This is a genomic window from Actinoplanes palleronii (assembly GCF_016862315.1).
GTDB classification, from domain to species: domain Bacteria; phylum Actinomycetota; class Actinomycetes; order Mycobacteriales; family Micromonosporaceae; genus Actinoplanes; species Actinoplanes palleronii.
On the sequence record NZ_BOMS01000076.1, the window covers coordinates 1 to 20539 of the forward strand.

The window sequence follows — 20539 nt, forward strand, 5'->3', positions numbered from 1 at the left end:
AGCAACGGCGGACCCTCCAACGGCGGACCCTCGAACGGTGGACCCGGCAACGGTGGACCCGGCAACGGTGGACCGGGTAACGGCGGCCACGGCAACGGTGGGCCTCGCCCCTCTCACTGATGCATGACACGCGCGGGTCACACCTCACCGGGTGTGGCCCGCGCGGCTTTCCCCGGAATGGCGCTCACGACCACCCGCACCGGGGCATCAGAATTCCGTACGATGCGATTTTGACAATGGTCCACGGCCTCGAGATTCCCGCAAACCTGCAGCTCAGGCCGCAGTGAAAAATCTCAAAGCGAAAACTGATATGTACGCCGGGGCGCCACGACCGCGCGTTGACAGAGCTCCGGAAAGCTATTTAATCTCTCCCCTCGAAGCGCCCGTTGAATGACGCACGGCAGCGCACCGGACGCGAGGGGCCCGACCGATGAGCAAGCGCGACGACCGCCGGCGCGACCTGATCGCCGCTGCCCAGCGCGGTGACCGGCGGGCCCGTGACGAGCTGGCCCGGGCGTTTCTTCCGCTGGTCTTCAACGTGATCGGCCGGGCTCTGAACGGGCATCCGGACGTCGACGACGTGGTGCAGGAGACCATGCTGCGGGTGATCCGTGACCTGCCGTCGCTGCGGCAGCCGGAGAGTCTGCGCGCCTGGATCCTGACCATCGCGGTGCATCAGGTCGGCGTGCACCAGCAGCGCGCCGAGGCGGCCGCCCGGGTCGGGCCGCTCGCCGAGGTCCCGGACACCGGCGCCGACTTCGAGGAGCTGGCCATCCTGCGGCTGCGGCTCTCCGGCGAGCGGCGCCAGGTGGCCGAGGCGAGCCGGTGGCTGGACGCCGAGGACCGCACGGTGCTGGCGCTCTGGTGGCAGGAGGCGGCCGGCGAGATCGGTCGCGGCGAGACCGCGGTGGCCTTGAACACCACTTCCGCGTACGCCGCGGTCCGGATCCAGCGGATGCGCGCCCAGCTCGACCGCAGCCGGATCCTGGTCGCGGCCCTGGAGGCGCGGCCGCGCTGCGCCGGGCTCGCCGAGACGATGACCGGTTGGGATCAGCGGCCGGGCGCGCTGTGGCGCAAACGGATCGACCGGCACGTCCGGGACTGCCCGGTGTGCCTGGCGACCGTCCCGGACCCGGTGGCGGTGGAGCGGCTGTTGGTCGGGTGCGCGCTGGTGCCGGTTCCGGCGGCGCTGACCGCGGCGGTGGCGGTCAAGGGCGGCTGGCTGCGATCACATCCGGTCGCGGCGGCGCTCACCGTCGTCGCGGTGCTCGCGGCCGGCGGCACCGCGGCGTACGCCAGCCGGCCCGAACCGCAACCCACCGCCCAGCCGGTCGCGCCGGGCCTCGCCCCGGCCGTCGCCTCCGTCGCGCCTTCTTCGGTCGCCCCGGCCACCGCGCCGCCGACGGCAAAACCGTCGGCGAAACCGTCGGCAACAGCACCGGTGAAGCCGAAAACCACCGCCTGCGGTGCCGGTCTGGCCCCGCGCTGGGCCAGCTGGCCGATGCCGAACCCGGCGAAGACCGGCCTGACCCACCGGGCGAAATACACCGACCTGGGCGGCGGGGTGGTCCGCGACGACGTCACCTGCCTGCAGTGGCAGCGTGCCACGGCACCGGACACCTACACGTTCCCGCAGGCCAAGGCGTACTGCGCCGGGCTGAAGCTGGACGGTGGCGGCTGGCACCTGCCGACCCGGATCGAGCTGACCTCGATCGTCGACAGCACCCGTTCCGGGCCGGCGCTGAACACCACAGCGTTCCCGGGCGCTCCGGCGCAGTTCTTCTGGACCTCGACCCCGTGGGCGGTGACCAAGGGGCCGCTGCGCGCCTGGATCATCAACTTCTACGAGGGCCTGGCCAGCAACGGCGCGTTCCAGACCGGCGCCTACCGGGTCCGCTGCGTGCGGTCCGGCGGCGGCTCCGGCGCGCCGGCCTACCGGGTCGCGGCCGGCCAGGTCACCGACCCGGAGACCGGGCTGGTCTGGCAGCGGGCCGGCTCCGCGGCCACCATGACGGCGGCCGCGGCCACCGCGTCCTGCACGGCACTGAGGCTGGGCGGCCGCACCTGGCGGCTGCCCAGCCTCACCGAACTCGCCAGCACCGTCGACGACTCCCGGGTGGCCCCCGCGATCAACCGGTCGGCCTTCCCCGGCACCGCCGCGAACGGCTGGTACTGGACCTCCGCGACGGCCGCCCCCGACCCGTCCGCCCGGTGGGCCCTGAACTACGACGACGGCTACACGAACTATCGCAAGGTCACCGCGGGGTACGCCCGCTGTGTGAGTTCCTAACCGGTCACCGGCTCGCCGGGGACGGTGAAGAGCGGCGCCCACGGCTCCTCCGGGCCGATCGGGTACTCGGTCGACGGCGGCTCGTTCTTGGTGATCCAGCGCGCCTCGTACGGCAGGCCGCCGAACACCACCCGGTCACCGCGCTTGTAGCCGAGCGCCGGGTTCCACTCCGCGGTCACGCCGGACACCGCGGGCGTCGGGGTGGGTGCGATCTCGCTGGTGCTGACCGGGCCGACCACCGACCACGGGTTCGGCGTGCCGGAGACGTCGTCGGCGGTCGGGTCGGCGCCCTGGTTGGCCCATTTCGCCTGGTAGACGACCCCGTGCCAGACCACCTTGTAGCCGCCGACGTAGAGCGCGGTCAGCCGCCACACCGGGTACGGGCTGGTCGCCGGGTCGTCGACGGTCGCGTTCTGGTCCGGGATCTCCACCGACTCGCGGCCGCTGCTGCCCACCGAGGTGCCCGGCAGACCGGCGAAGACCTTGGAGAACTCCAGCGCGGTCTGGTCGACGCCGCTGCACGTGTTCGAGTGCACCACCACGTTGGTGAAGGTGTTCTTGCACCGGGAGTCCCGGTTCAGCGACCACATCGACACCCGGCCGAGGCCCTTGTCCACCGCGAACGTGGCAAGCCCCGCGGCGTCCTGGACGGTGAACCGCTCGGCGTCGACGTCGTTCTGCCCGATCATCGGGGTGGCGCCGATCCGGGACCACACCTCCGACGAGGTGAGCTGCACGCCGAGCCGCAGGTAGAGGTCGGAGAGCTGCTTGTGGGTGGCGTTCAGGGCGCTGGTGGTGAGCTCCAGCATGTCCGGGTTCGAACCCTTGGCCGAGCCGTAGTCCATGGTCATCACGTTCACGCCGCGCAGCGCGACGCCGCCCTCCAGCGTGGCGCGCACCGCGGCCACTCCGTCGGCGGTCAGGCCCTCCGGGCTCACCGGCACGGTCAGCCACACCGCCAGCGACGAGCCGGCCGCGGTCCGCTCCGCCTGCAGGGTCTTCAGCGCGGCCGCCCGCCGGGTCAGCGAGCCCTGGTCGGCCAGCGCGGTGCCCTCGATGTCGAGATCCAGGGTGGCCAGGTCGTACCGCTTCACCAGCTGCCGGTACGCGTCGGTCAGCCGCGCCTGGTCGGTGCAGGCCACCGCGAGCTCGCTGTTGGTCAGGCCGCCCACGCTCAGCATGATGTTGCCGCCGGCCGCCCGGAGCTGGCTGATCCGCCGGTCCAGCTCGAGCGACGCGGACGCCTCGTCCGGGGTGTACGCGCCACCCCAGCTCGGCGCGCAGCCGTCGGTCTTGTCGGCCACGACGAACGCCAGGGCCACGTCGTTCGCCGGGTTCAGCGTCGGATCCTGGAACTCGAACGTCGGGGTGAGCGTGACGTCGACGTACGGCACCGCCCACGACTTGGCGAGCGCGCCGGCGTTGTCCCGCCAGTGCATCACCGCGGCGGTCCCGCCGATTCCCACCCCCGCCACGACCAGGATCAGGAAGCCCAGCCGGAGCCAGGACAGCTTCTCGGCCGGCGGCTCCGGTTCCTGCCAGTCCGGGTCGGCCAGCGGGTCGTCGTCCGGCCGCACTAACAGCGGGGTGGCGCGGTCGGTGAGCATCGCAGAGCCCTCTTCTCCTTCATGGGTTTCCGGCTCTCGAATCGGCAGATTTGCCGCCCACTGAAGCTTGGACCGGATTTTCCGCCCAAACCTTCAAGCCGAGGCGCGTAAACGCCGATGGAATGACGAACGGTCCCGCAGGTGCGGCCGGTGTCGACAACCCATGTGAAGGGCAACCCCATGCAGCGCAAATCGGTGGCCCAGCCCCGGCCGGACGCTCCACGGCAGTGGGGCGCCGACCGGCGGTCGGCGCCCCAGCCGATCGTGCCGCCACCCGTCTCCGAGGGCCGGATCGCCCGCGGCCGGCTCGCGATCGTGCTCACCATCACCGTCTGGGCGGGTTACGTCGCCTACACGGTGTTCGAGCAGTTCGTGGTCGGCAGGGCGACGAGCGCGCGGCTGGCCGCCGAGGCGATCGTCTACCTGCTGGTGATCACCGGGCTGGCCGCCTCCGCGATGGCGTACCTGATCACCCGGATCGGCTTCTTCTATCGCAGCCGGGCACACCAGCGGGCGCCGCGGATCGTGCTGGACGCGTTCCTGGCCGAGCCGAAGAAGCCGTCGGTGACCGTGCTGGTGCCGTCGTACCAGGAGGACGAGCGGGTCATCCGGACCACGCTGTACTCCGCGGCGCTGCAGGAGTACCCGGGCATGCGGGTGGTGCTGCTGATCGACGACCCGCAGCAGCCGAAGACCCGGGCCTCCCGTGACCTGCTGCTGTCCGCCCGTAACCTGCCCGGCCAGATCGAGTCGGAGATGGCCGTCCCCTACCTGCGGGTCAAGGCCGCGTACGAGCGGTTCGAGCGCGACCTCAGCGACCGCGAGCAGCGGGCCAGCACCGTCGAGGACATGCGCGAACTGGCCGACGAGTACCGGTACGCGACCGGCTGGCTCTACAGCCTCGGCCACCAGCAGGAGATGGTCGACCACACCGACACGTTCTTCGTCGAGCACATCGTCAACAAACTCGGCGACGAGCTGGCCACCATCGCCGGTGCGCTGGAGCACGGCGCCGACGAGAACGCCACGCTGCCGGTCGCCCGCCTGGTCCAGCTCTACAGCCGGCTGCTCGCGATCTTCGACGTCCGCCTGACCGGTTTCGAGCGCAAGCGGTTCGTGTCGCTCTCGCACGAGCCGAACAAGGCGATGAACCTGAACAGCTACATCGGCCTGATGGGCGGTAGCTACCAGCAGGTCAGCACCCCGCTCGGGGTGGCGCTGGTGGACGCCGGCGCCGGCCGCGGCGAGCTGACCGTGCCGAACCCGGACTACGTGCTCACCCTGGACGCCGACAGTGTCCTGCTGCCGGACTACTGCCTGCGCCTGGTGCACCTGATGGAGCAGGGCGCGTACGCCGGTGTCGCGGTGGCGCAGACGCCGTACAGCGCGTTCCCCGGCGCGGCCACCCGGATCGAGCGGATCTCCGGGGCGACCACCGACATCCAGCACATCGTCCACCAGGGCATGACCCACTACGGCGCGACGTTCTGGGTCGGCGCGAACGCGGTGCTGCGCAAGAAGGCACTCGACGACATCTGCGAGGTCGCCTACGAGGGCGACTGGGAGATCCGCCGCTACATCCAGGACCGTACGGTCATCGAGGACACCGAATCGACGATCGACCTCGGCGTGCACGGCTGGACGCTGTACAACTACCCGGAGCGGATGGCCTACAGCGCCACCCCGCCGGACTTCGGCTCGCTCTGCATCCAGCGTCAGCGCTGGGCGAACGGCGGCCTGCTGATCCTGTCCCGGCTCAAGGACCAGTTCCGGGCGAAGACCAAGCGCGAGCAGAAGAACCGCTTCGGTGAGCTGTTCCTCCGGGTCAACTACATGGCCTCGATCTTCTGGAGCTCGGTGTGCCTGGTGATCATGCTGGTCTACCCGTTCAACGCCGACCTGCTCAACCCGATCCTGCTGCTGGTGTCGGTGCCGTACTTCGGGATGATGGCCGCCGACCTGAAGTACTGCGGGTACCGCCGGATCGACGTGCTGCGGATCTACGGCTTCAACCTAATCCTGCTCCCGGTCAACCTGTCCGGCAGCTTCGCCTCGCTGTTGCAGCTGCTCACCGGGGAGAAGAGCGCATTCAAACGTACGCCCAAGGTCCGCGACCGGACGACCGCCGCGAGCAGCTACCTGCTCGCGCCCCTCGCCCTCATCGCGTTCTGCGGGTACACCGCGGTCCGTGACATCCAGCTGAAGAACTGGGACAACCTGGTCTTCGCGGCGATCAACCTGGTGCTCGCGTCGTACGCCATGATCGCCTTTGTCGGTATCGGCAACACCCTCGTCGACTTCTTCACCCACATCCGCACCTGGCTGTACCGCCCGGTGAAGGCGAAGAAGCCCGCCAAGGGCGCGGCACCGGTCGCGTCGCCGGGCAGTGCCGCCGCGCTGGCCGCGGCCGGCCCCGGCGCGATCGGCGACTGGGCCTCGGTGCTGCACTACGGCACCGAGCGCACCTCAAGCCTGGTCGCGGTCCGCGCCAACCAGCAGACCAGCGGCAGCCGCTGGCCGATGAACACGTCGCCGGCCCGGTCGAACTCGTTCGAGGAGTTCAACTTCTTCACCGTCTTCCAGCCGATCTCCGAGCTGGAGTCCGGCGAGATCGTCGGGTACGAGGCGCTCACCCGGTTCGCCGACGGCACCACGCCGCAGCTCGGGCTCGCCGTCGCGCAGGCCCGGGGCCAGCACATCGACCTGGACGCCGCGCTGATCCGGGCCGCCCTGGCCTCGGCGACGGCGCTGCCGGCCGGCACCTGGCTGGCCGTCAACGTCTCCAGCGACCTGCTGCGCCGCCCGAAGGAGTTGACGCCGCTGCTTGACGAGGCCGACCGGCCGCTGGTCCTGGAGATTCCCGACCCGGAACAGGCCGACCTCGACGGGATGCCGGCCGGGCTGAAGTTCGCCATCGACGACTCCGGGACCGGGTACGACTCGCTGGCCCGGGTCGAGGCGCTGAAACCGGCCATCCTCAAGCTGGGCCCGACCGCGTTCGCCGGGGTGGAGACCGAGAGCGCCCGGCAGGCCTCGATCAAGGCGCTGGTGGAGTTCGCCCAGGCGCAGGGCTGCACGGTGATCGCCGAGGGCATCGAGTCGGCGCCGCAGCGGGACGCGCTGGTGGCCTGCGGGATCCGCCTCGGCCAGGGCTTCTACCTGGGCCGGCCGGTCCCGCTGGAACGAGCGTTGGCGGACGCCGCGGGTCGCTGACCACCGCACAGCAGAGGGGCCGCCGCGGATCGCGACGGCCCCTTCATGCTGGCAGAACCGGTCAGCTCGGCGACGGCAGCGGGCCGCGGTCGACGAAGCTGTAGGTGGACACCGGCGGGGCGTCGCCGATTTCCTGCACGTACAGGTACTTCCCCGCCGAGTCCCACTGGACGTACCCATAGGTCTCGTTGTAGATCCAGAACGTGGGCCGATTCTTGTCGTCGGTCTTGTTGCCCTCGGTGCGCAGCAGCGAGAAGACGGTCGCCTCGGAGTTCTCGCAGTCCGCCCCGACCAGCCGCGCGTCGCCATCCTTGAGGATCTTGACGCCCAGGCAGTACTCCCGAGGATCGCTCGGGTCGCGCAGCGTGCGGATCATGTAGTCGACACCGAGCGGGATGAGGGCGAACTCGGACTTGGCGCCCGTGCCGTCGCCCGCCGTGACCTCGGTGTAATGCGTGTCCAGCGCGAGGTCCCGGTCGTCCTCGGCCAGGTGGATGAGGGTGCGATTGCGGCCACCCTTGATCGCTGCCAGCCGTTCGGCGGCGGTCAGGGCCGCTGCCGCCGACGGCGCCGCCGAGTGCGCTGCCGCGCTCGGGGCGGCGCTGGGATCGGCGGAGGTCGAGGAGCCGCGCGGCAGATACCGGGCCGCGACCACCCCGGTGGCGGCCAGCAGCGCCACGGCGAGCGCCGCGAGTACGAGCTTCCCGGAACGCCGGCGCGGTGCCGACGCCGGCAGCACGTCGGCCGGCGGCACGATGCCGCCGGCCGGGTAGACGGTGCCGCTCACCGGCCGGGCGGTGGCACTCACCGGCTGCGCCGTGCCGCTCAGCGGCCGTGTGGTGGCGGTCAGCGGCTGTGCCTTTCCGCCGGCCAGCAGCAGGTCGAGCAACTCCCGGGCGCCGGGTCGCTCCACCGGGTCCTTGGCCAGCGCCCGCTCCACCGCGTACCGCACCGACTCCGGCAGGCCGGACAGGTCCGGTGGCTGGGTGAGGATGCGCATCGCGGTGGCCGGCGCGGATTCGGCGGCGAACGGCGTACGCCCGGTCGCCGCGTACGCCACCACCGCGCCCCAGGCGAAGATGTCCGCGGCCGCGGTCACCGGCCGCCCGTCCGCCGGGTCGAAACGCTCCGGCGCCATGTACGCCACCGTCCCGACCATCTGATCGGTACGGGTGTGCTGGCTGGTCGCCTCGAACGCGCGGGCGATGCCGAAGTCGATCACCTTGATGCCGCCGCGGGCGAACAGCACGTTGCCCGGCTTGAGGTCACGGTGGATCACCCCGGCGCCGTGGATCGCGGTCAGCGCGGTGGCGATGCCGACCGCGACGCTGTGCAGCGCGGTGTCGGACAGCGGCCCGTTGTCCTTGATCTCGGCGGCCAGGCTGGGGCCGTCGACGTACTCGACGACCAGGTAGGGCGGCTCGTGATCCGGGTCGGCGTCGAGGACCTCGGCGGTCGAGAACGACGGCACCTGCTTGGCCCGGTTGACCTCGCTCCGGAACCGGCCACGGAACTCGGCGTCGTGCACGAACTCGGTGCGGACCATCTTGATCGCCACGAGCCGGCCGTCCGGGCCACGGCCCAGAAAGACGGTGCCCATGCCGCCCTCACCGAGGCGCCCGATCAGCTCGTACCGGCCGAGCCGGGCCTGATCGCCCGGACGTAGCGGCATGCTCATGTCGACCCGTTCCCCCTCCGCCGGCACCGGTCGCCGCGACCTGCGGAGTTTACCCATGCCGATCTATTACGGCCGGAAGCGCGAGTTGAGTGATCAGGTCGTGATGTAGCCCACTGCTCGACTTGTTGAAGTTTCAAGAGCGACTGACGAATAGTGTTAGTGAAACTTCAACAACCATGGGGGTTCCCGATGACGATGACGATCGGCCAGGCAGCGGCACGGGTGAGGCCTGCGGCGGCGCGGATTCGGACCCGGGTCACGGTGCCGCTGGAATTCCCGGACGGCTACCAGACCTCCGCCGAGGTCTTCACGTTCATCGGCCTGGCTGACGGCCGCGAGCACCTCGCGCTCGGTCTCGGTGACTGGAAGAATTCCGACAATCCATTGGTACGACCACACAGCGAGTGCCTGACCGGTGACGTCTTCGGCAGCCAGCGCTGCGACTGCGGCCCGCAGCTGCGGGAGGCCGCCGAGCGCATCACCGAAGCCGGCGGGATCCTGCTCTACCTGCGCCAGGAGGGCCGCGGCATCGGCCTGTACGCGAAGCTCGACGCGTACGCGTTGCAGGACACCGGGCTGGACACGTACCAGGCGAACCTCGCGCTCGGGCACGCCGAGGACGAGCGGGACTACACCGCCGCCGCGCAGATGCTGCAGGCCCTCGACGTCGACCGGATCCGGCTGCTCAGCAACAACCCGGACAAGGCCGGGCAACTCAGTGACCTCGGCGTCGACGTGACTGAACAGATTCGGACGGGCGTGCACCTCTCCACGGCAAACGCCCGGTACCTTGCCACCAAGCGCGACCACACCGCGCACACCATCGACCTGACCGGTGCCGCATGACGCTCTTCACTGAGGCCGACCGATTCTGGACCCGGTCCGCCATCGACCTGTCCCGGCTCTCCCCGCCGTCGCCGAGCCACTACGCCGTCGGCGCGGTGGTGGTCGGGCCGGCCGGCAACCCGATGGCCACCGGGTACACCGGCGAGACCGACCCACACTTCCACGCCGAAGAGGAAGCCCTGGCCAAGCTGGCCGGCCGCGGCTTCGACCTGACCGGCGCGACGCTCTACACGTCGCTGGAGCCGTGCACCACCCGCAAGTCCCGGCCCACGTCGTGCACCGAGCTGATCCTGGCCTCCGGCATCCGCCGGGTGGTGCTGGCGCTGCGCGAGCCGCTGCACTTCGCCGACTGCACCGGTGTCGAGACCCTCGTCGGGCAGGGCGTCGAGGTGCTCGAGATCCCGGACCTGGGCGACGCGGTGCGCAACATCAACGCCCACGTCATGGGGATGCAAACGACATGACCCAGGATGCCCTCGTGACCGAAACGGAGCTGCCCGCCTTCCACCTGGCCACCTCAGACCGTGCCGCCGCTGGGCTGGACGCCTTTGACCGGGCCGCTTCGGACCACGCCGCCTCGGACCGGGCCCCTTCGGACCGCGCCCCTTCGGACCGGGCCGCTTCGGAACGCGCCGCCGAGCCGCGCTGGCTCAGCAATCCGGAGATGGCCGCCTGGCTGAACCTCACCCAGCTGCTCATGCTGCTGCCGACCGCCCTCGATCGGCAGCTCCGCGACGAGGCCGGCATCCCGCACGCCTACTACCAGATTCTCGCCACGCTCAGCGACGCACCGGGCCACTCGATGCGGATGACCGACCTGTCGCGCATCGTCGGCACCACCACCAGCCGCCTCTCGCACGCGGTCGCCAGCCTGGAACAACGCGGCTGGATCTGCCGCAAGGCCTGCTCGTTCGACAAGCGCGGCCAGATCGCCTCCCTCACCGAGCAGGGCCTGCAGATCCTGGCGGCCGCCGCACCGGGCCACGTCGCCGAGGTCCGTCAGCTGATCTTCGACCGCCTGTCGACGACCGAGGTGGACCAGCTCCGGGCGATCACCAGCAAGATCCTCCCCGCCGTCACCCCCTGACCCCCGGCCCCCGGACCGCGCGCGCCTCCCGGCCCCGGCTGGGTCTCAGGGGTGTCTCGAGGCGCGGAAGGCACCCCTAGGAGCCAGCCGGGGCCGGGGGCGCGCTGCGGTCGCTCCGGAACGCGGGCATCGCGTGCTCCACCCGTACCCCTGAATTGATCAGTGGGTCAACGCGGCTCGGACGAACGCCTCGATCGTGGTGTATGTCGGGTGTTCGGTGTCCGGAATCAATCGGGGGCCGGTGTGCCGGACCGTGGCGCGGGGATGGTCCGGGGAGACGATGTTCCGGTTGTGGCCCACGGTCGGGACGATGTAGAGCGTCGCCGGGACCGACGCCGCGGCCAGGGCGTCGAAGAGCCGTTCGCTCTGATCGAGCGGCACCAGCCCGTCCTCGGTGCCGTGAATGATCAGAACCGGCGGCGCGGACGACGTCACCCGCCGGATCGGATCGGCCTCGGCGGCCCGGTCCGGGCAGGTCAGAATCGGACAGCCGAGCAGCGCGGACTCCGGTGAACCCGGGTCGGCGTGGCAGGCGGTCAGGTGGAAGGCGCGGTTGAACGCGTCGCACGCGCCGGCCAGCATGTGCGTGTCCATCCGGGTGAAGTCGAGCGGGGCGTACAGGTCGACAACGGCGCGCACGCCGGTGCCGGTGAACCCGGCCATCAGCGCGGTCCAGCCACCGGACGAGTCACCCAGCGCCGCCATCCGGCCCGGGTCGATCTCGTACTGCGCGGCGTTGACCCGCAGCCAGCGGATCGCGGCCCGCACGTCGTCCAGCTGGGCCGGGAACTTCGCCTGGTAGCTGGAGCGGGTGGAGACCCCGGCGACCACAAAACCGGCCGCGGTGAAGTGCGGTACCAGCGCCGGCGCGTAGCCCTTGCCGTCGTCGCCGAACCAGCCGCTGCCGCCCATCACGATCAGAAGCGGTCGCGGGGCGGTACTCCGCTCGGCCGGGAGATACAGGTCGAGCAGGTGGCCACGGCTGCCGGCCGGCTGTGCGGCGGCGTAGGCGAGATCGCGGAAGACCCGGATCGGGCGCCCGGCCGCGGAGGTCGGCGGCCCGGCGGCGACGACCGCGGTCAGCGTGCCGGCCAGGACCGCGGCCACGGCGAGGAGTCGGGAAAGCGGGCGACTGATCATGCGGGCTCCCCCGGCGGATGTCCCTCCACCATCCGCGATGCGGTCACCGCACGGAATCCCCCGGCCCGGTTACCCCATTTCACCGTACGAATGAAGTAGCGGACCGGGGGGCCGGATCAGAGGCCGTACCGGCTCTTCAGGTGCCGCCAGAAGTCGCGCAGCATCCACTTGTCGAAGTCGGTGATCTGGGTGGCGCTGCCGGCCATCATGATGAACCCGGCCGTGCCGTTCAGCGGATCCCAGTCGTAGAAGTCGTCAAGGCCGTACGTGTGGCCCATCTCGTGCAACAGGATGTGGATGTTCTCGGTGGTCAGGTTGCTCATGAAGTACTCGGCGCCGATCCGCTGACCCCAGTCGCCGCCGGCGCCGCCCTCGAAGCCCGCGGTCAGCCAGAGCGAGTTGTCGTAGTGGTGCGCCTTGCCGCCGGTGCAGCCCGAGTAGTTGCCGTCCTGGTGGAAGAAGCGTCCGCACGGTTCTCCGCACTGCGGCGCGTCCTCGTTGATGTCGTTGACGTAGACGTCCACCGCGTCGTCGGTCCACTCCAGCTGAGCACGATCACGAACGGCCCAGCCCACCACCTTGACCGCAACATTTTTGTACGGCCAGTTGTCCCACCCCTGGCCGTCGTCGAGCATCGCGTCCATCCACTTCTGGTACTGCTTCTGCAGCGCGACCTGCACCGCGTCCCGCTGTGCCGCCGTCACGTGCGCGGTCGAGTCCCACCGCACGCAATAGTTGATCGTGCCGGCGTTCGCGACGAGCTGGTCCCAGCCGTAGTTCTTGAAGCCGTAGAGGTCGCTGTACGTCGACTCCTCGTGTGCCCAGACCGCGGCGAGCGGCTTGACCAGGGTGGACGGCGGGTTCCAGGGGTCGGCGGTGGCGGTCGGGGTCGCGCTTGCCGTCGGGGTCGGGCTCGCGGTCGGGCTCGCGGTCGGGCTCGCCGGCGCGGTTTTTGACGGCGTGGGGGATGCCGCCACGCTTGTGGAGGTGCTGGCCGACGGGGTGGTGACCGCTCCGGTGCACTTGCTGTCGTTGAGGGTGAACGCCGCCGGCTTGGGGTTGGCGGCAGTGAACGTACCGGTGAATCCGATGTTGATCTTGGAATTTCCGGCGATCGAACCGTTCCAGCTCATGCTCGTCGCGACGACCGCGGTCCCGGACTGGCTCCAGGTGGCGTTCCACCCTTGAGTGATCTTCTGGGTGGCGTCCGGGAAGCTGAACCCGAGGTTCCACTCGGTGATCGGGTCACCCAGGTTGGTCAGCGTGACCGACCCCTGGAACCCTCCCGACCACTCACTCGTCACCTGATAATCGACGCTGCACCCGGTCGCCGCGAGCGCCGGCTTCAGCACCGCAACGGTCGAGACCGCGGTGAGCACACACGCACCGATCCAGAGCGCACGCCGCGTCGTCGAGGGCCGGCGATGTTCACCGATGGACATGTCAAAGCCTCCGCATGTCGGGGATTCATGCGGTAGGTCAGTGGTCGCCGAGCCCCAAAAGGTTGCGCACGGTCCAGATTTACTGCGCGCAGGGCGCGCTCCAGATGGCTTGTTTGGGTGCCCCCGGCAGGAATCGAACCTGCGACCTGCGGTTTAGGAAACCGTTGCTCTATCCCCTGAGCTACGAGGGCGCGAGTGCTGATCGTACCTGACCAGCAGTGACCACCAGCACCCGATAACACCCACCGCTGACCAGCAGCGCCTCGGCCGGGACGTTCCGACCCGGGGAGCACATCCGGAGCACACGGATCGCCGCCGGCGACTCCGTGACCACCCGTGCCCGACGCTGACCACCGCTACCCGCTGATGACCACGCATCCCCGAGCAGGACCGCGCCCCTGGACGGGGCCCCGAGTCAAACTTGAGGCGATGCGGTTGGGCCCGGACACGCCTCTCTCCCGCGCGGGCTGCTTCAGCGGCGCGTGGACGACCTGAAGGACGAGCAAGGCTGTCGCCGAAGGCGCCACCGATGACGCTCAATGAGGGATCGACGCCTGGTCGGGACGATGAGTTGCGATCCACGCCTCGATGTCTTCGGTCAGCCAGACGCGGCCTGAGTGGAGGGTGGACAAGGGTTTCGGGAAGGATTCGTCCGCACCGAGTCCGCTGAGCGAGGACGACAACGCCTGACGGAGCACCGGGCCGGTGCATCCATGCGGGGTCAGACTCGGATTCTGTAGTGCTTGGCCGGCGACCTTGGCGACTGCATCCGCATGCTGCTGCACCACAGCGTTCACATCGGTCTCAGGTTTGGCTTGTATGTCGTCGTCTCCCGAGCAGGCGGACAGGGTAAATGCGGTGGCCGCGAGCAACGCGGCCCAGCTATCGCGGCGGCACCGGTGCTCACCAGCATCGTCACGGCCGGCGTGGAGGGAGCTGCTGCCGCCGGGGTCGCGGGCGCCTCCGGCGGTGGCATGGCGGCGGCCGGAGCAGTCGCGGCAGCATCGGAAACAGCCACCGTCGCCGCGGGAGCCATCGCGGCGAGTTCTGCGGGATCCGCGGGATCCGCGGCCATGGCAGTCTCCGGCACTTTCGCTGCCAGCGTCGCCACCGTTGGCATGTGGGGCAGACCGATCACCTCCGCCCTACGGGGAAATGCACTGACCGACCGGGGCACCGTGCCGAAGAAGGAGTTCGGCTACGACCTCCGAAACGGTGCCAACCCGATGGACATCATTCCACCACATGCGGTCGAAAATGAGTGGACTAATGTAGAAAGTTGATCTGAATTCGGACGTAAATGGACATGGAAAAATGAGGCCGGACAGACCGAGCGCCTCAGGATCCATACGTCTGATCCCAACCCAGGGAGGGGACAAACTCCGGCGACGGCGACACCTACCGCATCCAGATCGGAGGAAGATATCAGGACGAAGAAGGTAACCTCTACCATAAGCAGTCCCATAACGATAAAAGTCCGTACCACGACCCAACTGCAGCCAACAAGACCCACATCCCAATGCCAGACCACGTCGAATGGCGTGGCACCCACCCAGGGCAGGTGTAATCAATGGAAGTTGGCGAACCGCGACTACTCGGCCTGATCAGGGGAATTGCCAGCACTGAAACCAAGGAGCGCTCCAAGGCGTCCGGCACGGTCACCGATTGGCTAACGGCATTCAGCGAGTTCGAGGTGCGACTGCTCGGCATGGCCCTCTCGGTGGCGGCCGTCGTCGAAACCGATGAGGACTGCCGCGAAGAGGAGCTCCACGCTATTTACGAGCTGGTTGACACTGGCCATATCGTTTCATCGGCCATAGCGCCTCTCAGGAAGCTGAGGCGCGAATCGCTGAAGGGATCCGAAGTCGAATACTTCGATTACTTCGCGGAAGAGTATTTCTAGTGCTGAGCATCGCTGGTCGCCAATCTGCCGAACCACACCAACCCATGAACTGGCATCTAGTCAGTCTGTCGAATTCCGTGCCGGCCGGGCCATTCCTCGGCGCCGGGAGACATCGCCTGATCGGCACGGCGGGTTTGGTTGTAACCGGCTGAAGTACGGAATGGCACTTGTGGTGTTGCCGGCACTAGCGGGTCGGCGGCATCCGGTCAGGGACGTGGCCGCTGCCGGTCACGGCGTTGATCAGGCCAGTGAGTGGTGGTTGTTTGGCGAGTGGCGCGGGCGATATCGGTCGCGGCGCGGATGCGGCGCCAGCCGGTCGCGGTGTTCGCAGCGTCGCGATGGCTTCGGGTCCGTTGCCGCCTCGGGCTTGGTACAGGTCTTCGTGGAGCGTCGAGGTCGTGTCACGGCATCCTCGGAGCTCAGGCGGTGGCAGCATGACAAGCATGTCGAGCGACGCGATGCCGCTGATCCCCCATCGGCTGCGGGACGTGTTGTCTCGATGGGCGGACGGTGGCCGCCGGGAACAGCCAGCCACGAGGTGGATGAGGCCCACCTGGCAGGCCAACCTCCCCGAACATCACGATCTGCTGGCGCCGTTGCCTGATGTCGTCGACCGCGCGATCGTGGCGAAACGTGCGGCCGGCGCAGCGGACAGCGAGGCCCTGGCGGTCCAAGCGTTCGTGACCGCGATGGTGTGGGGGTACGGACCGGTGGGATACGGCGCCTTCCGCACCGCGCGGGTCCTGCGCGAGAACCCACAAGCGGCGCAGACGTTACGCGAGGCGGCGCAGGTCGTGCGTAGCGAAGGGGGCGCGGCGGCGTTCGCCTGGCTGGCGCAGCACCGCCTGCGCTATCTCGGGGTTGCCTTCGCCACCAAGTACCTCTACTTCTGCAACACCCCGGGATCGGCACCGGCGTTGATCCTCGACCGGTTGGTGCAGCGGTGGCTACGCCAGCACGCGGGCTGTCAGGTAAGGCTGGACTGGCAGGTTGGCGACTACACCCGCTATCTCCACCTGGTCGGCGCCTGGGCCGACGAGCTCGGGACGACGCCGGACATCGTGGAGTACCTGATGTTCAGCGACACCCTCAGCCAGGAACCCGGTCGAAGTCCATGGGCAGCCCCGGATACGGAGACCGCCGTGCTGCCCGGATCAGACGGTGACGCCACCACGGCGGTCCTGGAGGCCATCGAGGACGCCGCGTCGGCCTTCGCCGCGTTGGCCGACGTCAGCCCTGCTGACGTGGACGACTTCGAGCGAGGCATCCGGCAGCTGCGAAGAATTCTGCTGGCCCGAAACGCCTAGGTCCGCAGGTGGTCGGCCGTCAGCCGCCTTAGCAGGCAGGTGTCGTTGCGCCCGGTGCCCGCCGCGTACCAGCAGTGGGAACAGTGAGGATGACGGCAGCGGTCACATCGGTGATCCGCAGTTCGGCGACGGTCGCCTGCCAGTGCGGCATCGCGGACCACGCGCCGGTGTCGAAGATCAGCTCCCACGTCCGCTCGAGTACGGCGCGGGCCTCGGGCGACGCAGTCTCGGCGCGTCGCCAACCCGGCGCTTCGGCGTCGAGGCGGTCATAGAAGGCGTCGATGTCGGCGTCGGTAGCGCCCATCGCAAGTAGCGCCGATCCCGATGGCGACGCCCCGGCCCCGGGCCCTGCTCGCCCCGGCCCACCGGCGCAACGACGACACCGGCACCCGCCTCGCCGCCGGCTCCGAGATCGGTGTCGCGACCGCCTGGCGTCCAAGATGGGAACCACGGCCCAAGAAATCTGTGCCGGGGTTACTAGACTTTCTCGACGAGACCGGTTAGTGTTTCTCTCGTTGACAGCAAAGATCGTTGAAGACGCAGACGCAGCAGGCCGAGCGTCAAGCAGGGCCCGGAAATGTTCGTGGCTCGCTCGGCACCGCACTGGAGTGCAGAACCGCACCCCAGCAGGGCAATGGCAAGACAAGACCTTGACGAAATTCCAGGTCAAGGCAGGTGCAGGCAGGGCTGATGCAAATTCAGGGTTCTGCCTGATGCGGTCGAAGGAAAGCATGTAGGACCGCACTTGGTAAGGCAGTGGAAGTGGCAGTCAAGACCTTGACGAATTTCCAGGTCGAGGCACGCAGATAGGGCCGATGAACGTTCAGGGCTCTGTCTGATGCAGCAAGGATCTGCCGCACGTGCGCGGGGCCATGAAGTTTGCGTGGGGTTCCGACACCGGCAGACGGTAAGACAGCAGTACAGAAAATGGAAGCAGAGGAAAGGGAGGGTTCAGCACCGTTGGATCGCCCGCCGTCAGGACGCAGTGCCGGTTCTGGGGTGGACACCGCAGTCTCCATCGAACGTGAGGTGGTCTCCGGTCACGCGTATGCGATCCTCGCACTCCACGCCGCTGAAGTTCGCGGCCGGTGCGGATACGACAAACCGACGAACCTGTTGGTAGATGGTGTAGTAAACCCGTAACCCTGGGCCCCGGCGCTTCTGCGCCGGGGCCCTCGTCATGGAGGTCCCTGTATGGCTCAACCGGATGACATGCTCGACGATGAGGATTACCCCGCCTACACGATGGGCCGCGCCGCGGAGATCACTGGCGCTTCGCAGGATTTCCTGCGCCGCCTCGACGAGGCGAAGCTGATCACCCCGTTCCGATCCGCCGGCGGGCACCGCCGCTACTCCCGCTACCAGCTGCGCCTCGCCGCACGGGCCCGGGAGATGGTCGACAACGGCACCGCCCTGGAAGCCGCCTGCCGGATCATCATCCTCGAGAACCAACTCGAGGACGCTCTCCGACTCAACGAGAGCTACCAGCACCGGCAGCACGCGGACGCTGCCTGACGCCCAAGGACCGTTCGGCGTATCCACTGCTCGCGGAACGGCACCAGGCGCCGCAGCCCCAGCCGGCCTGCGGTCACGCATGTCCGTCGCCGATGGATCAGATGCATCGACCATCCGCGCATACCGTCAGCAACGGACTCCTCCGGCGGTGATCGCATGTCAAACCCGCCACTTCGCAGGTCAGGCCGGTGGCGCCGACCTGAAGGTCATCCGGATTTCCTCGATGAGCAGGCCCGGCTGCTCGAGAGCGGCGAAATGGCCACCGCGATCGAGCTGGGCGTAGTGCAACACGGTCGCGTAGCGTCGTTCGATCCAGCGCCGGGATGCCTGGACCGCCTCGCCAGGGAAGATGCTGAACCCGGCGGGGACGGGGTTGGGCTCCCAGGGACCGGTGTCCGTGGCGCTACTCAACCGCTCTTCCCAGTAAAGGCGGGCGGAGGACGCCGCGGAGTTGGGGAGCCAGTAGAGCATGATGTCGTCGAGGATCTCGTCGCGGGCGACGGCCTTCTCCGGATGCCCGTCGCTGTCGGTGACGTCCTGGAAAAGGGTGTAGATCCACGCGGCGAGTCCGGCCGGCGAGTCGGCGAGCGAGTAGCCGATCGTCTGCGGCCTGGTCGCCTGCTCCCGGGCATAAGCGTCCAGCTCGCTCTGGTAGCGCTGAGCGTGCGCCATCATCTGCTGCTCCTCGGGCGTCGCCTCGCTCATCTCCTGCGCGGTGGGGAACACCAGCGGGAGGTTGAAGTGCACGGCCCTGCACCGTTCGGGTGCCTTGCGGGAGATCTGCTCGACGACGGCCGCACCCCAGTCGCCGCCCTGGGCGAACCAGCGGTCGTAACCCAGCCGCTGCATGAGGGTGATCCACGCGTCGGCTGTCCGGGAGATGTTCCAACCTGCGGCGGTGGGCTTGTCGGAGAACCCGAAGCCCGGCATGGAGGGGATCACGACGTGGAAGGCGTCCTCGGCGTTGCCGCCGTGTGCAACTGGATCGGTCAGCGGGCCGATCAGCTGCCGGAATTCCAGAATGGAGCCGGGCCAGCCGTGGCACAGCAGCAGCGGCGTCGCACCAGGCTCAGCCGAGCGCACATGCAGGAAGTGGATGCCGATCCCGTCCAGAACGGTGCGGGATGAGCCGAAGCTGTTGATGGCTCGCTCGGTGCGGCGCCAGTCGTAGCCGGTGGCCCAGTGATCGCAGAGGGCTCGGATGCGGTCCAACTGCGGTCCCTGGCTCGAGTCCTGGACGGTTTCGCGGTCCGGCCAGCGGGTGGCGGTGAGGCGACGCAACAGGTCCTGCAGATCGTCGTCGGAGACTGCGACCGTGAACGGCTCGACGGTGTCGCTGGTTTTCATCAAGTGCTCCTGGAGTGCTCGGTATCGGGGGAGCGCCAGTCTAGCCATTAAGTGGAAAATAAATTCAACTTGGAATTCTTCTTCCACTTAGATAGTGTCGATCACGTGACCGACCCGGCTCCTCCCCTGCGCCGCGACGCTGAGCGCAACCGCCAACTATTGCTGCGCACGGCGTACGAACTGATGGCCACCGAGGGCCTGGACGTCTCGTACGAAGACATCGCCCGAGCCGCGGGCACCGGGATGGGCACGATGTACCGCCGCTTCCCGGACCGGCAGGACCTGCTGAACGCCCTGTTCAACGACCACATCGACACGGTGATCGGCTTTGCCGAGCAGGCAGCGCAGCGCGACGACGCCTGGGCCGGGCTCATCTGGTTCCTCGAGCAGCAACTCGAGATCGAGGCGCGCAGCCGGGGAGTCGGGGAGCTGCTGCGCAGCCGGAGCCAGGCCACCGCAGCGGTCCAGCGGGCCCACGATCGGATGACCCCGCTCGTGGCGGAGCTCATCGCCCGCGCCGTCCGTGCGGGTCAATTGCCAGCCGGAGCAACCCCCGCCGACTTCGCCGCCGTGCACGTGATGGTGGGCAGTGTCATGGACGCCTCTCGCGGCTTCGCCCCGCAGCTGTGGCGACGCGCCCTGACCATCGCTCTGGCCGGCCTGCGCCACGCCGACCTGTCCGGCGACCCGCCGGACGAGACGGTCATCGACCACCTCTACAACGAGAAGAAATGAAGGTCCAGCCCATCATGGCTCTGCCGGATGACCTGCTCCAGGTCCTCAACGCCAAGGCGATCTGCTTCGTGACCACGCTGATGCCCGACGGATCGCCGCAGATCTCGCAGACCTGGGCCGGTACGGACGGTGAACACGTACTCATCAACACAGTGGACACCCACCAGAAGACCCGCAACATCAAACGTGACCCTCGCATCGCCATCGGCATCGCTGACCCTGCCGCACCGTCGCGGTCCTGGGCTCTGCGCGGCACGGTCGTGGACGCCACAACGGACGGCGCCCGGGAAAACATCGACGAGCTGTCCCAGAAGTACATCGGCCGCCCGTACCCCGGTTTCGGCGGCGGTCAGCAGCAGCGCGTCCTCCTCACCATCAAGGTCGACAAGCTGCATACGCCCTGATCCCTGAACGCAGCGCCGACCCGCT

General features: G+C 68.8%; 17 protein-coding genes, 1 tRNA gene and 2 pseudogenes. 13 read left to right on the forward strand and 7 right to left on the reverse strand.

The genetic code is table 11. The annotated features are described in order from the left end of the window. Window positions 1–430 precede the first annotated feature (430 nt). Window positions 431–2290 carry an Lcl domain-containing protein gene (locus Apa02nite_RS24920; protein ID WP_203827132.1) on the forward strand — a complete coding sequence of 620 codons (1860 nt, stop codon included), beginning with the start codon at window positions 431–433 and terminating at the stop codon, window positions 2288–2290. On the opposite strand, the gene Apa02nite_RS24925 is transcribed toward Apa02nite_RS24920, so the two are convergent. Next, entirely contained in the window at window positions 2287–3897 is a 1611-nt protein-coding gene (locus tag Apa02nite_RS24925; protein WP_203827133.1) for a chitinase, read from the reverse strand. The genes Apa02nite_RS24920 and Apa02nite_RS24925 overlap by 4 nt on opposite strands. Before the next feature lie 150 nt (window positions 3898–4047). Here Apa02nite_RS24925 and Apa02nite_RS24930 point away from each other — a divergent pair, with 150 nt between their 5' ends. After that, complete coding sequence (locus Apa02nite_RS24930) at window positions 4048–7110, forward strand: EAL domain-containing protein (protein ID WP_239164550.1); 3063 nt, start codon at window positions 4048–4050, stop codon at window positions 7108–7110. Window positions 7111–7171: 61 nt separating this feature from the next. Here the strand turns inward: Apa02nite_RS24930 and Apa02nite_RS24935 are convergent, their stop codons facing one another. Then, window positions 7172–8788: a serine/threonine protein kinase gene (locus tag Apa02nite_RS24935; protein WP_203827134.1), complete on the reverse strand. Its 1617-nt coding sequence runs from the start codon at window positions 8786–8788 to the stop codon at window positions 7172–7174. A 189-nt stretch (window positions 8789–8977) separates the two neighbouring features. Between Apa02nite_RS24935 and Apa02nite_RS24940 the strand changes: the two genes are divergently transcribed. The 3 genes from Apa02nite_RS24940 to Apa02nite_RS24950 are packed head-to-tail and all read left to right on the forward strand — an operon-like array spanning window position 8978 to window position 10721. Next, complete coding sequence (locus tag Apa02nite_RS24940) at window positions 8978–9634, forward strand: GTP cyclohydrolase II (RefSeq protein WP_203827135.1); 657 nt, start codon at window positions 8978–8980, stop codon at window positions 9632–9634. After that, entirely contained in the window at window positions 9631–10098 is a 468-nt protein-coding gene (locus Apa02nite_RS24945) for a cytidine/deoxycytidylate deaminase family protein (RefSeq protein ID WP_203827136.1), read from the forward strand. The genes Apa02nite_RS24940 and Apa02nite_RS24945 overlap by 4 nt, the downstream gene beginning before the upstream one ends. A gap of 14 nt (window positions 10099–10112) precedes the next feature. Continuing rightward, complete coding sequence (locus Apa02nite_RS24950; RefSeq protein ID WP_239164551.1) at window positions 10113–10721, forward strand: MarR family winged helix-turn-helix transcriptional regulator; 609 nt, start codon at window positions 10113–10115, stop codon at window positions 10719–10721. Between the two features lie 159 nt (window positions 10722–10880). Here the strand turns inward: Apa02nite_RS24950 and Apa02nite_RS24955 are convergent, their stop codons facing one another. The 3 genes from Apa02nite_RS24955 to Apa02nite_RS24965 form a co-directional block, all read right to left on the reverse strand. Next, on the reverse strand, window positions 10881–11861 hold the full coding sequence (locus Apa02nite_RS24955; RefSeq protein ID WP_203827137.1) for an alpha/beta hydrolase: 981 nt from the start codon (window positions 11859–11861) through the stop codon (window positions 10881–10883). A 116-nt stretch (window positions 11862–11977) separates the two neighbouring features. Next, window positions 11978–13303 carry a cellulose-binding domain-containing protein gene (locus Apa02nite_RS24960; RefSeq protein WP_203827138.1) on the reverse strand — a complete coding sequence of 442 codons (1326 nt, stop codon included), beginning with the start codon at window positions 13301–13303 and terminating at the stop codon, window positions 11978–11980. A 118-nt stretch (window positions 13304–13421) separates the two neighbouring features. Continuing rightward, window positions 13422–13494, reverse strand: a tRNA-Arg gene (locus tag Apa02nite_RS24965). Between the two features lie 552 nt (window positions 13495–14046). On the opposite strand from Apa02nite_RS24965, the gene Apa02nite_RS24970 reads away from it, so the two are divergent. From Apa02nite_RS24970 to Apa02nite_RS24985, 4 genes and pseudogenes are all read left to right on the forward strand, one after another. Next, a complete protein-coding gene (locus Apa02nite_RS24970; RefSeq protein WP_203827139.1) occupies window positions 14047–14586 on the forward strand; it encodes a hypothetical protein in 540 nt (179 codons plus the stop codon). Between the two features lie 92 nt (window positions 14587–14678). After that, window positions 14679–14870, forward strand: a pseudogene (locus Apa02nite_RS52400) (polymorphic toxin type 30 domain-containing protein); the annotation flags it as partial. 3 nt (window positions 14871–14873) lie between these two features. Next, window positions 14874–15206 carry a hypothetical protein gene (locus Apa02nite_RS24980; RefSeq protein WP_203827140.1) on the forward strand — a complete coding sequence of 111 codons (333 nt, stop codon included), beginning with the start codon at window positions 14874–14876 and terminating at the stop codon, window positions 15204–15206. A 443-nt stretch (window positions 15207–15649) separates the two neighbouring features. Continuing rightward, window positions 15650–16513, forward strand: coding sequence for an 8-oxoguanine DNA glycosylase OGG fold protein (locus Apa02nite_RS24985; RefSeq protein WP_203827141.1), 864 nt, complete (start codon window positions 15650–15652; stop codon window positions 16511–16513). 28 nt (window positions 16514–16541) lie between these two features. On the opposite strand, the gene Apa02nite_RS24990 is transcribed toward Apa02nite_RS24985, so the two are convergent. Further along, window positions 16542–16817: a hypothetical protein gene (locus tag Apa02nite_RS24990; RefSeq protein ID WP_203827142.1), complete on the reverse strand. Its 276-nt coding sequence runs from the start codon at window positions 16815–16817 to the stop codon at window positions 16542–16544. Between the two features lie 9 nt (window positions 16818–16826). Between Apa02nite_RS24990 and Apa02nite_RS24995 the strand changes: the two are divergent. Together Apa02nite_RS24995 and Apa02nite_RS25000 are read left to right on the forward strand one after the other, a co-directional pair. Next, window positions 16827–16948 (forward strand): annotated as a pseudogene (locus tag Apa02nite_RS24995) (IS5/IS1182 family transposase); the annotation flags it as partial. Between the two features lie 759 nt (window positions 16949–17707). Beyond that, the gene (locus tag Apa02nite_RS25000; protein WP_203827143.1) at window positions 17708–18028 is read left to right on the forward strand and encodes a MerR family transcriptional regulator; all 321 of its coding nucleotides are present in this window, start codon (window positions 17708–17710) and stop codon (window positions 18026–18028) included. A gap of 180 nt (window positions 18029–18208) precedes the next feature. Here the strand turns inward: Apa02nite_RS25000 and Apa02nite_RS25005 are convergent, their stop codons facing one another. Next, on the reverse strand, window positions 18209–19462 hold the full coding sequence (locus tag Apa02nite_RS25005) for an epoxide hydrolase family protein (protein WP_239164552.1): 1254 nt from the start codon (window positions 19460–19462) through the stop codon (window positions 18209–18211). 18 nt (window positions 19463–19480) lie between these two features. Between Apa02nite_RS25005 and Apa02nite_RS25010 the strand changes: the two genes are divergently transcribed. Both Apa02nite_RS25010 and Apa02nite_RS25015 read left to right on the forward strand, forming a co-directional pair. Continuing rightward, complete coding sequence (locus tag Apa02nite_RS25010; protein ID WP_239164553.1) at window positions 19481–20110, forward strand: TetR/AcrR family transcriptional regulator; 630 nt, start codon at window positions 19481–19483, stop codon at window positions 20108–20110. A 14-nt stretch (window positions 20111–20124) separates the two neighbouring features. Beyond that, window positions 20125–20514 carry a PPOX class F420-dependent oxidoreductase gene (locus tag Apa02nite_RS25015; RefSeq protein ID WP_203827145.1) on the forward strand — a complete coding sequence of 130 codons (390 nt, stop codon included), beginning with the start codon at window positions 20125–20127 and terminating at the stop codon, window positions 20512–20514. The last annotated feature ends 25 nt before the right edge of the window (window positions 20515–20539 follow it).

Excerpts from the sequence above, each read along its gene's own strand:
- Apa02nite_RS24920 (WP_203827132.1), top strand. The coding sequence starts at position 431 with ATGAGCAAGCGCGACGACCGCCGGCGCGACCTGATCGCCGCTGCCCAG.
- Apa02nite_RS24925 (WP_203827133.1), bottom strand. The coding sequence starts at position 3,897 with ATGCTCACCGACCGCGCCACCCCGCTGTTAGTGCGGCCGGACGACGAC.
- Apa02nite_RS24935 (WP_203827134.1), bottom strand. The coding sequence starts at position 8,788 with ATGAGCATGCCGCTACGTCCGGGCGATCAGGCCCGGCTCGGCCGGTAC.
- Apa02nite_RS24940 (WP_203827135.1), top strand. The coding sequence starts at position 8,978 with ATGACGATGACGATCGGCCAGGCAGCGGCACGGGTGAGGCCTGCGGCG.
- Apa02nite_RS24945 (WP_203827136.1), top strand. The coding sequence starts at position 9,631 with ATGACGCTCTTCACTGAGGCCGACCGATTCTGGACCCGGTCCGCCATC.
- Apa02nite_RS24955 (WP_203827137.1), bottom strand. The coding sequence starts at position 11,861 with ATGATCAGTCGCCCGCTTTCCCGACTCCTCGCCGTGGCCGCGGTCCTG.
- Apa02nite_RS24960 (WP_203827138.1), bottom strand. The coding sequence starts at position 13,303 with ATGTCCATCGGTGAACATCGCCGGCCCTCGACGACGCGGCGTGCGCTC.
- Apa02nite_RS24980 (WP_203827140.1), top strand. The coding sequence starts at position 14,874 with ATGGAAGTTGGCGAACCGCGACTACTCGGCCTGATCAGGGGAATTGCC.
- Apa02nite_RS24985 (WP_203827141.1), top strand. The coding sequence starts at position 15,650 with ATGTCGAGCGACGCGATGCCGCTGATCCCCCATCGGCTGCGGGACGTG.
- Apa02nite_RS24990 (WP_203827142.1), bottom strand. The coding sequence starts at position 16,817 with ATGGGCGCTACCGACGCCGACATCGACGCCTTCTATGACCGCCTCGAC.
- Apa02nite_RS25000 (WP_203827143.1), top strand. The coding sequence starts at position 17,708 with ATGGCTCAACCGGATGACATGCTCGACGATGAGGATTACCCCGCCTAC.
- Apa02nite_RS25015 (WP_203827145.1), top strand. The coding sequence starts at position 20,125 with ATGGCTCTGCCGGATGACCTGCTCCAGGTCCTCAACGCCAAGGCGATC.